This window comes from Mesorhizobium sp. WSM4841, assembly GCF_055811515.1.
This window is the reverse complement of the sequence record NZ_JBVVQC010000015.1, coordinates 40,469-54,893: the sequence shown is the minus strand read 5'-3', so window position 1 is coordinate 54,893 and position 14,425 is coordinate 40,469. Positions and strand designations below refer to the sequence as shown.

The following is a 14,425-nucleotide window of genomic DNA, read 5'->3' as shown; positions in this document are numbered from 1 at the left end:
TCAGCGTGTAAGCGCAAACACCGACCGGGGCTTAACAGACCGGGCGGCGTCGCTCTTGTTGAGAAGGTCGGTGATGGCGGACCACCAGGAGATTGAGCGATCTTCCAGCAGGTCAAGCCTGCTCTACGGCCCGGTGATGATTTCCGATCCGGCGCTAGGCTGTCCACTCACGGTCGCGGCCGGACGCGTGCGAGCCGCGCGCGAGGGCGACGAGACTTCGCGCTTCGTCTCGGGCTGGGGCGCCACCTTCGAAGAGGCGACACAAGGATGTCTCCGGGAGGCCGACGAAACTTATTTTGCCCAGGTGGTGCCTGAGGAACGAATCCTGCGGGCGAGCGCCGATGAAACGATCGGGCGACTAATCGAGCCTCCGACACTCACGCTCTTCAGTGAGGCCCAATATCGTGGTCGACTCGGCTGGAACCGGCATGTCGACGATCGTCACAGGGTTCCAAATCGATGGACGAGGTCAAGGCCACTCGACTGGATCAAGAGCAACGCCTGGCTTGGCACAGGTGAAGCATGGCTACCGGCAGGATTATGTTTTCTGGGATATCCACATGACAAGGAAGAGGCAGGCTTGCCTCTTTCGGACTCGAATGGCCTGGCCATCGGCACCAGTCTGGAGGACGCTGTCATTCGAGCTTTCGGCGAAGTTGTGGAGCGCGATGCAACCGCCATCTGGTGGTACAATCGATTGATTCTACCCCGGATAGACTTGCCCTCGTTGGCAGATGAGCTCGTGTCTCGATACGCCGAATGGCTGCGGACGAGGGACCGGGAATTGCGGCTTCTAAAACTGACACTCGATCTGCCCATCCCAGTAGTCGCCGCGATTTCCAATCACGTGCGGGGCGACGCTCCGGCTGCGGGTTTTGCGGCCGGAACGTCGTGGTCGCAGGCTGCCCAGCGGGCCGTCGGCGAACTCGCACAATGTGAGGCGAACCTCGCCTTGCTCGATGAGCGAGCCAGGCGATTTGGCATTTCAGACTTTACCGTCGGAGCGTTGCGCCTTTACAGGTGGCATTGCGAAGCGAATATCCGCCATCTTCCGCACCTGTCAGGCGGTCCCGTAATTTCTGTCTTACCAAACACATCGGAATTAGATTGCAATACGTGTGTAGAAATATGCCGTGAGCGGAAGCTGGAGCTTTTTGTGGTCACCTTGAGGCAGCACGACGAGTGGCCGCTTGTCCGTGTCTTTGTACCCGGCCTTCGGCCAACTAAACCCAGATTCGCTAGCGGCAGGCTCTATGATGTCCCGACCAGGCTTGAATTGAAGCATGCGTGCCACCTCTATGAGGCTCCCTTTCCGGTTTGATTTGCCTGAGATTGCGATGCGTGTCATGCAACCGAAGATCGTGCCCACTGGCGTGGTGTAGCTGACGGCATTGGTCGCCGTGCTCTCCGGCATGGGCCGGACTGATCAGCGCGCCAGTGGGCACGATCTGCGGCATTTGGCAGATATCGCTTCTCGGATGGTTGCCGCCGCGCACATGATCCTCTGTGAGGCACAATCAGGATCAGTCGATAACCTGCGCAGTTACGGGTCGCGTTATTGAACTGACCTGGATAGTTGGCTGTCGGGTAACGTCTTTGTGGCTCAAGTTGAACGTTGACCTTTCGTGGAGCGCGACCATGATCGCCGACCGTTTCATCCCGTGAGTACAGCGTTGCAATATGACTGAGCCTTTCCAATCCTTTTTGCAGCGTTGCGTTTCGGTCGATCTGGAAGTGGATCCTGCAACCGCTACCATCTTCGCTTTTGCGGCGGTGCGTGATGACGCTCGTCCCTCAATCCTCGCCAAGAAACGCGATCTCGATAAGGCCCTTGATCGTCTGGGAGCAGAGTCAGCCGCGGCCGAGCATCTACTCGGCCACAACATCATTCGACATGACTTGCCGCATCTGGTCGCATTGCGGCCTGGACTCGCGAATATTTTTCGATCGCCGATCGACACCCTATGGCTCAATCCGCTCGCATTTCCGCGCAATCCCTACCACCACCTGGTCAAGCACTACCATGACGGGCGCCTGCAAGCGGGCCACGTCAACGATCCGGAAATGGATGCGCGACTGGTGTTTCAGGTGCTGCGCAATCAACTGGCGGCTTTGACGCAGCAGAATGCCGACCAGCCCGATGCCGTAGCAGCCTTTCATTTCCTTGCTACGAGAATGGAAAACCCAGGTGGGTTCGACGCAGTGTTCCAGGAGGTTCGGGGAGCTCCTGCGCCGGGACCTCTTGCGGCGAGAGAAGCGATTTCCCGGCTGCTGGCGGGGCGTGCCTGCGAGAGGCGGGTCGAGCAGACGCTGAGCCGCCTTTCGAACCCGCAGCTCGGATGGCCCATGGCCTATGCCTTGTCCTGGATCCTGGTCGCGGGCGGGGATTCCGTCATGCCGCCCTGGGTGCGGGCGCAGTTCCGCGAGGCTGCACTGATCGTGCGGCAGCTGCGCGATACCAATTGCGAAAGCCCGGATTGCGCCTGGTGCAGCGAGAAAAACGACCCGGTCCGCGCGCTGTCGCGCTGGTTCGGGTTCAATGCCTTCCGAGCGGAGCCGGTGGACGATATGGGCCGCCCCCTGCAGGAGCGAATCGTCGATGAGGCGATGCGCGGGGCGAGCGTCCTCGGGATCCTGCCGACCGGCACCGGCAAATCGGTCTGCTACCAAATTCCCGCCCTGTCGAAATTCGACAAGACTGGGGCGCTGACAGTAGTGATCTCTCCGCTGGTCGCGCTGATGGCCGATCAGGTGCAGGGCATGGCGCGGGCGGGCATTTCCTCGGCCGTAACCGTCAACGGAATGCTGTCGATGCCCGAGCGGCAGGATGCGCTGGACCGCGTGCGTATGGGCGAGGCGGCAATGCTGCTGATCTCGCCCGAGCAATTGCGCAGCAACTCGGTCCGCTCGGTTCTGGCACAGCGTGAAATCGGGCTCTGGGTGCTGGACGAGGCGCATTGCGTGTCGAAATGGGGCCACGATTTTCGGCCCGACTACCGCTATATCAGCCGCTTCATCAAGGAATCCGTAGGGGATGAAGCTGCTGCCCCGGTGCTTTGTCTGACCGCCACCGCCAAGCCCGAAGTGGTGCGCGACATCCGCGACCATTTCCAATCACGTCTAGAGCGCGAACTGATGCTGCTGGACGGCGGCGCGGTGCGCACCAATCTCAGCTTCGAGGTCCGGCCGACGCAGCCCGGCACCAAGCTGGCCGATATCCTCGACGTGATCGAGGCCAAGCTGCCACAGGACGGCGCTTCGGGCGCGGTGGTCTACTGTGCCACCCGCAGCGAGACGCAACGCGTCGCCGATTTCCTCAAACAGCAGGGTCTGTCGGCGGAACGGTTCCACGCCGGTCTGACGCCCGAGGAAAAGCGCGACATTCAGGAACGCTTCCGCATCGGCGAACTGCGCATTATCGCCGCGACCAACGCTTTCGGCATGGGGATCGACAAGCCCGATATCCGGCTGGTGGTGCATGGCGATATTCCCGGATCATTGGAGAATTACCTGCAGGAAGCCGGCCGAGCGGGCCGCGATCGCGCGCATGCCAATTGCGTCCTGCTGTTCGCCGTCGAGGATGTCGAGCGCCAGTTCTCGCTTTCTGCGCGCTCGCGCCTGGCCCGGCACGAAATCGGTGCCATCCTCAAGGCCCTGCGGCGGCTGGACGAGCGGACGAAGAAGACCGGCACCGTGGTCGCCACCCCAGGCGAAGTTGTGCGAGCCGAACGCGATCAGGCGTTCGAGCGCGACAGCGCCACCGACGACACGAGAGTGAAAACCGCGGTGTCCTGGCTGGAAGAGGCCACGCTCCTGAGCCGCGACGAAAACCGAGTTCAGGTCTTCCCCTCATCCCTTAGAATCCGCAACCTGGAAAAAGTCGAGGCGATCCTGGCCAAGGCCATGATCACCGGCACCCGTAGCAAGCAGCTTCTGGATATTACCCGCCACCTGATGAACGCGCCCCCCGATCATGGCATTTCCACCGATGAGCTGGTCGGGATTAGCGGATTGACAGGGGGTATGCTGAACAAGGCGATGGCGGATCTCGAGGCGCTCGGGATCGCCCGCAACGACGTCGTGGTCACGATCTTTGTCCATGTCGCCGTCGAGGGTCATTCGCAGCAGCGGCTGGCGCAGGCCGCACGGCTTGAAACCGCGCTGATCACCCTGATGCGCGAGGCCGCCCCCGATGCCGAAGGTGCCGGAGGCATTCCCCTGCATCTGGCCGAAACCTGTCAGGCGCTCCGCAATCAGGGGCACAGCGCAGTGCGACCCGACATCGTGGAAAAGCTGCTGCGCAGCATGGGCCGTGACGGGCGCGATCAGGATGGTGGCAAGGGCAATCTGCGGCTGCGCAAGGCTTCGCGCAACACATTGATGGTAACACTGCAACGGACCTGGCAGGCACTGGAACAGACGGCAACCCTACGGCAGCAGAGCGCCGAACTGTTGCTGGGACATCTTCTGGGCAAGCTGCCGAAGGGCAGCCACGGCAAGGACATCCAGGTGGAAACCACCATGGGCGATCTGCTCGCCACCCTGACCGGAGACGCCCTGCTGCGCGGCGGCGGCATTCAGGACATGACCAAGCTGATGGACCGCGCACTTCTGTGGCTGCACGAGCAGGAGGTCGTGACGCTAGGCAAGGGGCTGACGATCTTTCGGCCGGCGATGACGGTCCATCTGAACCCCTCGGGCGGCCAGTTCACCGCGAAGGATTTTGTAGCCCTCGAGGAACACTACGCCGAGCAGACGATCCAGACCCATGTGATGGCGGCCTATGCCGAAAAGGGCCTTGCCGCGATGGATCAGGCGCTGCGGCTGTCCGAGGACTACTTCGTGCTCGAGCGCGACGCCTTCCTGCGCCGCTGGATGCCCGGCAAGGGCGGCGAGATCCGGCGTCAAACCACCGGCACCTCCTGGAAAGCGATCGTTGAGGCACTGAAGAACCCAGTTCAGCAAGAGATCGTCGCCGACGACCGCGAACAGACCAGCGTCCTGGTCCTTGCAGGACCGGGTTCGGGTAAGACGCGCGTTCTGGTGCACCGCATCGCCTATCTCATCCGGGTCCGTCGCGAGGATCCGCGCGGCATCCTCGTGCTGACTTACAACCGTCATGCCGCCGCCGAGATACGCATCCGGCTCCGCCACCTGATCGGCGATGACGCGAATGCGGTGACCATATCCACATGCCACGCCCTCGCCATGCGGCTGGTGGGGGCGAGCTTTGCAGGAAGTGCGAACGAGACGACGCACGACTTCGACGGGATCGTCATGGAGGCCGTGCGCCAGTTGAACGGCGAAGGGCTCAGCAAGCCGGAGGCGGAGACACAACGCGACACCCTGATCCATGGTTATCGCTGGATTCTGGTGGACGAGTATCAGGACATCGGCCCTGAGGAATACGCGCTGATCTCCGCCGTTGCGGGCCGCTCCCTGGACGATCCGGACCTTCGGCTCAGCCTTTTTGCGGTGGGCGATGACGATCAGAACATCTACGCCTTCGCCGGTGCGTCCATCCGCTTCATCCGGCAGTTCGAGGCCGACTATCGTGCACGACCGCAATTCCTGGTCGAGAATTACCGTTCAACCGGACATATCATTGCGGCGGCCAACGCAGTCATTGCGCCCGCCGCTGACCGCATGAAAGCGGGACACGACATTGCCATAGATCGCAAGCGCAGCGTAGCGCCGCCCGGCGGAGACATGGCGGCGCTCGATCCGGTTGCGCAAGGGCGAGTGCATGTGCTGGACTGCCGAGCCGGTGACGTGGCGCAGGCCATGGCCGCGATGGATGAACTCGTCCGGCTTTCGCGCCTTGATCCGGAGTGGAGCTGGTCGCGCGCCGCGATCATCGCGCGCGACTGGCGGCGGCTGGCTTCGGTGCGGGCCTATGCCGAAACGCTTGGCATCCCCGTGGAGATGGCAAACGAGAGCCTGCCCAGCATCTGGCGCCTGCGCGAGATGCAGCAGTTCATCGACACACTGCGCCGCGATAATACCCATCTGCTGGCCGTCCGTGATCTGGTGGATATGCTGAACGCGATACCGTCCAACCGCTGGACGGATCTGATCGCCGAAGGCATCGCCGCGCTTGCAAAGGAGCTTGCGAACAAGACCATGCCCGTGCCGGACCTTGTCGAGTGGTTCGCTGAGTGGGCCAATGATGCCCGCAGCGATCAGCGCGCGCTGCTGCTGCTGACGGCGCATCGATCGAAAGGCCTGGAATTCGAGGATGTCGTCATCCTGAATGGCGGTTGGGACAAGCCTTCCCAAGGCGAGGACCACGATGCGCCGCGCCGCCTGTTCTATGTCGCCATGACCCGGGCGCGACGCAGCCTCGCGATCATTGCTCAAGGTCAGCATCCGTTCGTCCAGCAGGAAGAAGAGCATGTGCTGCGCCGAGCCGCGCCGGCTGTCGCCGACGGCGTCGCTCTTCCGACCGCGCTGTACCAGGTGCCGAACCTTAAGACCGTGGACCTGTCATGGGCAGGGCGTCTCAGGCCGGGCAATCCCTCCCTCGCCGCCATCTCGGCGGCGAAAGCAGGAGATCCGATTCAGATCGTGCGCGATGGCCCGCTCTGGATGATACAGGACAAACAAGGGCAGGCCCTCGGACGCATGGCCAGAAGCTGGTCGCCTCCCGAAGGCCTCAGCTTCCTGCGCGGCGAGGTCGGTGCCATCGTGCGCTGGCGCAAGTCCGATAATCTGGAAGAGTTCCGGGTGCACCTTCACCGAGATGTCTGGGAAGCAGTTCTGCCGGAGCTTGTATTCGGCTGACGGTTTGCCCGCAGGGACGGTGGGTCGACTAGGACAGCTTCACCCAGGTGCTTAACATTGTACGATGGGTTGATATCGCGCATTGCTCATGGACAAACGGCAAAATCTCTTGTCTGAGCCAGTTTGAGACCTCACCAGCGGCAGCAGCTTAACTCCTTGATGGAGCTTGCCGTTGGGACTGGAGCAAGATGAGATTCCCCGCCGCCGAGTATGACCGCGGGCTGGAAGAGTCGAGCGATGTCAGGCGAGCTTCCTGAGAAGGAAAACATCGTTGCTCGCCATGTCGTTCAGTGAGCACCTCAATACCAACTGAAGTTCCAGCTCTTGAACACTGCGGACGCTGACAGAAAGTCCATCCATAGACAGCCGCTCCAGAATATCCATTCCGTAACGGCGAAGGTGGTCTTCCTGATAGTAGACCCGCACGCGTTCGGAAGTTGGGAGGTCGCCTTCGATGGTTTTAGATCCCCAAAGAGGTACCTGAATCACGGCGATGCCGTTTGGGGCGAGGATACGGCGGATTTCGCTCAGAGCCCTTCGGTCATCAGGGACGTGTTCAAGAACGTGCGAGCACCAGATGAGATCGTAGGTGTTGTCCTCAAACGGCATGTCCTGAATGTCAACCTTATGCATAACTTGCGGATCCATAAGATCGGCAGTGTGGTACTCAGTGCAACTTCGCTGGAGCCATTTCTGGATCTCTGGTTCGGGAGCGAAGTGCAGAATTTTATCTATCTTGGCCGGGAGGGAATCCTTCAGAAGGATGTAAGCTAGCCTGTGACGCTCCGCGGACCAGCATGATGGGCATCGAGCGTCAAACCGGAAGAACGGGCCAGGTTTACCGGCAGAAAATTGGAATCCCGTCCACCCACACAAGGGGCAATGCCTGTGTTCACGAACCTTGCTCAATCCTCTCAGCGTCGCAGCATGTGTCCGATTAAGGGCCACGATTTGAATCCGTTTCAACGTCGATTGAAGACTCATGAGGACCTCCCGCAAGCCACGCCGCTCGCACTTTGACACTGGAGTCGGCGACAATAAAGGAATTGCTTGCAGCGTTTTGCTGAGATTTCACCCCAATCCCGCTAACCATCAGTGATGATGTGGTTGCGCCATTCCGGACCTACACGGTGGGCGGTCGTATCTTGCCCCGAACGGTGCCGGCAGACCTGCACCGATCTTAGGACGGACACGTGTGTGTGGCGGATAACGGCTTCGGGTCATGGGCGTGAGTTCGACCGAGGGCGAGCGAACTGCCGCAAGGGGGCCATCGGCTGAATGGCCGCATGTCGATAACTTCGTCCCGGAAGCGGCCAGTCCGCTCCCGTGAAGAGCAGCCACGGCGCTTACGCCATAATGGCCAAAGCGTCCGCGAAGAAGCTTTCGCCGCCGAAATTCCCTGATTTGAGAGCCAGCACCATGTCGCCGTGGCGACCTCCGATACTGTGCAAGACGGGCACGCCCGCAACGATTTCCTGCCCGAGGCTAAATGCGGGAATGGCAAGCCGGTCGACCACCGCGCCGGATGTCTCTCCGCCCGCTACGATCAGCCGGCGCACGCCCCGTTCCACCAGGCCTTCGGCAATCGCCGCGAGGGATCGTTCAATGACCTGGCCGACCGCGTCGCGTCCGTAGCGGGTTTGGAGCCTTGATACATCATCCGGATTCGAGCTGCTGGCGATGATGACGGGAGTTCGGGCCATCCGCTCGGCCGCCCAATCGAGGGCAAGCTGGGCCTCCTGCCGCCCGTTCATAAGCTTTTCCGGATCGAGCCGCAGGACGGGCATTGTCTGCTCGGCTTTGGCGATCTGTTTCAAGGTCGCCTGCGAGCAGCTTCCGGCAAGAATAGCTGCTGGTCCTGTGAACGGTCTGCCGTAAACAGCGGTCCTCTCGTGGCGACGTACGGTGCCCGCCGCGATCAGGCCGCGGGCAAGACCCAATCCCAAACCCGAGGCTCCGATCGACAATCGCTGACGAAGCGCCGCCGCGCCAATTGCTTCGAGGTCGCTCTCGAACACGGCATCGGTGATGGCCGCTCCGTTCCCATCGGAGGCCAGCTGTGCCAGCCGCTCGACGATCGCCTCCGCGCCGCGCGCAACGATTGCAAGATCGACGAGTCCAACCGCCGCAGCACTCTGCCGAGCCAGAACGCGGACCAGGTTGGCATCGTGCATGGGGTTGAGCGGATGATCCTTAAGAGGGCTTTCATTGAGCGGCGTCGCACCGACGAACAGATTGCCCTGATAGACGGTGCGACCGGTCTGCGGAAAGGCCGGCGTCACCAGCACCGTTGTTTCACCGACATCGGCGCGCAAGGAATCGAGCACCGGGCCGATATTGCCCTTGTCGGTCGAATCGAAGGTGGAACAGATCTTGTACATGACATGATCGGCGCCGCGCTCTCGCAGCCAGCGATCAGAGGCACGGGCTCGTTCGACCGCCTCGGATGCGGCGATCGACCGGATCTTCAGCGAAACGACGATCGCATCGACTTCGGGCAAAGCCAGGTCGTCCGTGGGAATTCCGATGGTCTGGATCGTACGCAGGCCCTCTTTGGCCAGTGTGTTCGCCAGATCCGAGGCACCGGTGTAATCGTCCGCGATGCAGCCGAGCGAGAGCGTCATGGTAGAACTCCACGTTTGGCACCGGAAATTGGGCGCTGGCGCTCGCCGCTATAGCGAGCGAGCCAGCCAAGCCCATCGAGCGTCTTCCTGCTCGGCCGGTATTCGCAGCCGACAAAGCCGGCATATCCTAGCCGGTCCAGCTCGTCGAAAATGAAGTGATCATCGAGTTCCCCTGTCGCCGGTTCATGCCGCGATGGCACGCTGGCGATCTGGATGTGACCAATGAGCGGCATCAGCCGGCGAAGCGCCATGGTGACGTCACCATGCATGATCTGGCGATGGTAGACGTCGAATTGCAGCTTGAGATTGGGTAGCGCCAGATCGCCGACAAGAGCTTCTGCGAAGCCGAAGTCGTTGAGGAAGTAACCCGGCATGTCACGGCTGTTGATCGGCTCGATCAAGAGATCGATGCCTCGGTCGGCGAGTTTTCCGGCCGTCCAGACGATGGCCTTCCGGTAGGCATCGACAGCGTCCTTGTCGTCGCGAGAGGCAATCCCCGACATGAGATGAAGGCGCCTGACGCCGGTCGCCTCTGCGTAGGAGAGCGCTGTTTCAACGCCGACCTGGAGCTCGTCGAACCGTCCCGGCAGGGAGGCCAGTCCACGCTCGCCGCCAGCCCAGTTACCGGGCGGCATGTTGAACAGGACCTGGCATAGACCGTTCTTTGCGAGGCGCTCGGCGATCGCATCGGGTCTATGCTCGTAAGGGAAAAGGAACTCGACCGCTTCGAAGCCGGCATCGGCGGCGGCGGCGAACCGGTCGAGGAACGGCCATTCGTTGAACATCATGGTGAGATTGGCGGCGAAGCGGGGCATTGGCTGGGTCCGGTCCTGGTCAGGTTTGCGGTTCGCCGGGCAAGTCCGTGCCCGTGATTTTTGCGTAGAGGCGGGCGACCGAGGCATCGTCATCGCGCCCCATACCGGCCGCCGAGGTCATCAGGAACATCTGCAGCGCTGCGGCCGCCACAGGCACGGGGAACTTCGTGCTGCGCGCCATGTCCTGGATGATACCGAGATCCTTGACGAAAATGTCGACGGCGCTGCGAGGGGCATAGTCGCCGTCGAGCACGTGCGGAACGCGGTTCTCGAACATCCATGAATTGCCGGCCGAGGCGGTGATGACCTCATAGACCTTGCGAATATCGAGCCCTTGCCGAGCGGCAAAGGCGACGGCTTCGCTCGCTGCCGCGATATGCACACCGGCGAGCAACTGGTTTATCATCTTGAATGCGGCGCCGACGCCCGGTTCATCTCCAAGCTCATAAAGCTTGGCTGCCATCGCGTCGAGTGCGGGCCGCGCCCTGGCAAAGGCGGCAGCGCTGCCGGAGGCCAGAACGGTGAGGGCGCCTTCTGCCGCGCGGACCGACCCGCCACTGATTGGCGCGTCGAGATAGAGCCGCCCGGTGGTTTCCAGCCGGGCGGCCAGATTGCGTGCAACGTCAGGATCCATGGTGGCTGAGGAGACGAACACCGCGCCCTCTGGCATGGTTTCGGCCACCCCATCGGCGCCAAAGAGGATGGCTTCGGTCTGCGCCGCATTAACGACGACGCAAACCACGACGTCCGCGGCTTGGGCGGCCTGGGCGGGGGTTTGTGCTCCCCGCCCGCCGGTGGCGACAAAGCGCGCCACCATCTGGTCGTTGACGTCGAAGCCCGTCACCTCGAACCCGGCGCGGCAAAGCGACGTCGCCATGCCGAACCCCATCGAACCGAGGCCGATAACCGCGACCCGCAGTGTGGTTGCAGCTGGGATATCCTTCTGATCGGCGTTGGTTGTCATAGTGGAAACTCCTTGCATGAGGCGGTTTGGCTAGCGGTTGACCAGTTTGGGCGGGACTGTCAGCACCAGGATCGCGCCGACCACCAGGATTGCGGCCAGGGCGTACATGCCGACCTGGGTCGTTCCGGTCAGATCCTTGAGATAGCCAACGAGATATGGGCTGACGAAGCCGGCAAGATTTCCGACCGAATTGATGAGCGCAATACCAGCCGCGGCACCAGTTCCGCCGAGGAACGCTGTGGGCAGTGACCAGAACAGCGGCGCACACGTGATCGCACCCGCTGCGGCCAGCGACAAAAAGGCAATCGCGATGGTGGGATCGGGCGAGGTGGCTGCGACCACAAAGCCGACTGCTCCAAAGAGAGCCGGAACCACCAGGTGCCAGCGGCGCTCGCGATATCTGTCGGCGCTGCGGCCAAAACAGTTCATGGCGATTACAGCGCAGATAAACGGGATTGCGCTGATCAGTCCGATGTTGAGGTTGCCGGCGACGCCCGTCGCCTTGACCAGCGTGGGCATCCAGAACGTCAATCCGTACTGGCCCATCACGAAGCAGAAATAGATCAGACACATCAGCCAGATCCGGGGATCGCGGAATATGCCGGCGACGGAGTGTGAGCGTTCCTTGCCGTGCTCTTCCTGGGCGATCTCTCGCTCGATTGCCTGCTTCTCCGCTTCACTCAGCCACTTGGCATGACGGATGCCGTTGTCAAGGAAGAAAAAGACTGCGATGCCGAGCAGGATTGCGGGAACCGCTTCGATCAGGAACATCCACTGCCAGCCGGCAAGGCCGTTGCTGCCATGGAACGAATCCATGATCCAGCCGGAAAGCGGATTGCCGAAAATCCCGGAGATGGGGATCGCGGACATGAATATCGCGATGATCTTGGCGCGGCGGTGCGAGGGATACCAATAGGTGAGGAAGAGGATGATACCGGGGTAGAAACCAGCCTCGGCGACACCGAGCAGGAAGCGCAGCAGGTAGAACATCGGGGCAGATGCAGTGAACATGAAACCGGCTGAAATCAGGCCCCAGGTGATCATTATGCGGGCGATCCAGACGCGTGCCCCTACCTTGTGCAGGATGACGTTGCTCGGGACCTCGAACAGGAAATAGCCGATGAAGAAGATGCCGGCGCCAAGGCCGTAGACGGTTTCACTGAAGGCAAGGTCGGTCGACATTTGCAGCTTGGCAAAGCCGACATTGACCCGATCGAGGTACGCAACGACATAGCACAGCATCAGAAACGGCACGATGCGCCAGAAGACTTTGCCGTAGGCCTTCCTTTTGATGTCGTCTTCTGCTCCGGCCTCCGCCGGAAGCGTCGGGGTGAGTATCGTCATCTGTTTCCTCCCAAGTGTAAGGGTGGTCCCTCAAGGTCTCACGCCCCCTGGCTGGATTTTGGCAGCGCTTGCATAGTCCGATACACGAGAATGGCAGCGCTGCCAAACGAAAAGTGGCAGCGCTGCCAAATTTTGTTGAGTGCAGCGCCTGAATGTGACAAAAGAAGCGTCAGGAACTAGCGTCGTACCGACGCATCGAGCCGAGAAACCGGAATGCAGAGCGAAACAGAAGACGGTACGCAAACCGGCGCGATGATAACCCTCACCGACGTTGCGCGCGCGGCTGGCGTCGGCGAAAGCACTGCTTCGCGCGTGTTGCGCGGGCATGGTTCCTTCTCAACCAAGACACGCGAGAGTGTACTCACTGCCGCGCGGAGCCTCGGTTATGTGCCAAACCGGATCGCGGGAACCCTGGCCTCCATGGGGTCCAAGCTCGTCGGCGTCGTCATTCCTTCGCTAAGCAATATCGTCTTTCCGGATGTGCTGCGCGGCGCCAATACAGTACTGGTCGGAGCCGGCTTCCAACCTGTCGTCGCAGTGACAGACTACGATCCGGAGCGGGAGGAGAGCGTCATCGAGTCACTCCTCAGCTGGCGTCCAGCCGGGATGATGGTAGCGGGGCTCGAGCATACCGAGCGCACCGGCGCCATGCTGCGGAACGCCCGCATCAGAGTGGCCGAATTGCTCGATACCGATGGCGAGGGCATCGACATCGTCGTGGGCTTTTCCAACCGCAAGGCAGGCCGGGTAAGCGCTCAGCATTTGATGTCGCGCGGCTATCGCTGCATCGGCTACGTCGGCCACGACCTCAGCCTGGACCTTCGCGCGGCCAAGCGTTTCGCAGCGTTTCGCGCGGCCCTGGGCGAAGCCGGGCTGAGCGTCATCGGAGAAGAAATCATTCCTGCCGCATCCTCGATCGAAGCCGGGCGCGACGGGCTGGCTCGATTGCTGGAGCGTTGTCCCGATCTGGATGCGGTTTACTTCTCCAACGACGACATGGCGATCGGCGGCTATTTCCACTGTCTCGCTCGCGGCATCACCATACCCGACCGGCTGGCGATCTTCGGCTACAACGGTCTCGATGTAGCCAGAAGTGCGCCGCAGCCACTTTCGACCATCCTGACGCCGCGAGTGACCGTCGGTGAGATCGGAGCACGGCTCGTCTGCTCCGACGGACCATCCGCAGTGGTTGATATCGGATTTGAGCTGATTGAAGGAGCGACGACGTGACTGAAACCAAGCTGAGGGACGATATCTGCCGCTTCGGACGTTCGTTGTTCGAGCGCGGGCTGACGCCGGGATCGTCAGGCAATATCAGCCTGCGGCTCGATGATGGCGGCTGGCTGGTCACACCCACAAATGCCTCGCTAGGATTCCTGGATCCTGCCCGAATTTCACGCCTCGATGCGCAAGGCCGGCTGACCTCTGGCGATGCGCCGACCAAGGAAATTCCATTGCATACTGCGCTCTATCAGACGAGGGCAGAGGCGCGCGCCATCGTGCACCTGCACTCGACCCACGCAGTCGCCCTTTCCATGCTGCCGGAAATAGATCCCAAGGCGGTGCTGCCGCCGATGACGCCCTACTATCTGATGCGCGCCGGACACACCGCGCTGGTGTCCTACCATCGGCCAGGCGACCCGGCGGTTGTCGCTGCGATCAAGGGCCTTGCCGGGCGCTACTCCTCGGTGCTGCTGGCAAACCACGGTCCCGTGGTCGCGGGCGAAACGCTCGAGGCCGCCGTATTCGCTACCGAGGAGCTGGAAGAAACCGCAAAGCTCTATCTGCTGTTACGCGGCCTCAACCCCCGCTACCTGTCGCCGGAACAGGTCGCCGATTTGGTGCGGGTTTTCGGGATATCCTTGCCGGAGCAGGACGGGCACCACCATTAGCAT

General features: G+C 61.6%; 9 protein-coding genes. 4 read left to right on the top strand and 5 right to left on the bottom strand.

Annotation, left to right across the window (positions count from 1 at the left end):
* The first annotated feature begins 73 nt into the window (after positions 1-73).
* A complete protein-coding gene (locus AC0L14_RS18885) occupies positions 74-1,321 on the top strand; it encodes a YcaO-like family protein (protein ID WP_473750365.1) in 1,248 nt (415 codons plus the stop codon).
* A gap of 359 nt (positions 1,322-1,680) precedes the next feature.
* Positions 1,681-6,783: a RecQ family ATP-dependent DNA helicase gene (locus tag AC0L14_RS18880; RefSeq protein WP_473750363.1), complete on the top strand. Its 5,103-nt coding sequence runs from the start codon at positions 1,681-1,683 to the stop codon at positions 6,781-6,783.
* A 240-nt stretch (positions 6,784-7,023) separates the two neighbouring features.
* On the opposite strand, the gene AC0L14_RS18875 is transcribed toward AC0L14_RS18880, so the two are convergent.
* From AC0L14_RS18875 to AC0L14_RS18855, 5 genes are all read right to left on the bottom strand, one after another.
* Positions 7,024-7,767 (bottom strand): class I SAM-dependent methyltransferase, encoded by a 744-nt coding sequence (locus tag AC0L14_RS18875; RefSeq protein WP_473750361.1) that lies wholly within the window; start codon positions 7,765-7,767, stop codon positions 7,024-7,026.
* Positions 7,768-8,129: 362 nt separating this feature from the next.
* On the bottom strand, positions 8,130-9,407 hold the full coding sequence (gene otnK, locus AC0L14_RS18870; RefSeq protein WP_473750359.1) for a 3-oxo-tetronate kinase: 1,278 nt from the start codon (positions 9,405-9,407) through the stop codon (positions 8,130-8,132).
* The gene (otnI, locus tag AC0L14_RS18865; protein WP_473750357.1) at positions 9,404-10,222 is read right to left on the bottom strand and encodes a 2-oxo-tetronate isomerase; all 819 of its coding nucleotides are present in this window, start codon (positions 10,220-10,222) and stop codon (positions 9,404-9,406) included. The genes otnK and otnI overlap by 4 nt, the downstream gene beginning before the upstream one ends.
* Before the next feature lie 19 nt (positions 10,223-10,241).
* Positions 10,242-11,186 carry an L-threonate dehydrogenase gene (ltnD, locus tag AC0L14_RS18860; RefSeq protein ID WP_473750355.1) on the bottom strand — a complete coding sequence of 315 codons (945 nt, stop codon included), beginning with the start codon at positions 11,184-11,186 and terminating at the stop codon, positions 10,242-10,244.
* A gap of 30 nt (positions 11,187-11,216) precedes the next feature.
* Positions 11,217-12,530, bottom strand: a complete 1,314-nt coding sequence (locus AC0L14_RS18855; protein ID WP_473750354.1) for an MFS transporter — start codon at positions 12,528-12,530, stop codon at positions 11,217-11,219.
* Positions 12,531-12,743: 213 nt separating this feature from the next.
* Here AC0L14_RS18855 and AC0L14_RS18850 point away from each other — a divergent pair, with 213 nt between their 5' ends.
* The gene (locus AC0L14_RS18850) at positions 12,744-13,760 is read left to right on the top strand and encodes a LacI family DNA-binding transcriptional regulator (RefSeq protein ID WP_473750352.1); all 1,017 of its coding nucleotides are present in this window, start codon (positions 12,744-12,746) and stop codon (positions 13,758-13,760) included.
* On the top strand, positions 13,757-14,422 hold the full coding sequence (otnC, locus tag AC0L14_RS18845; protein WP_473750351.1) for a 3-oxo-tetronate 4-phosphate decarboxylase: 666 nt from the start codon (positions 13,757-13,759) through the stop codon (positions 14,420-14,422). Before AC0L14_RS18850 ends, otnC begins: the two co-directional genes overlap by 4 nt.
* Positions 14,423-14,425 lie beyond the last annotated feature (3 nt).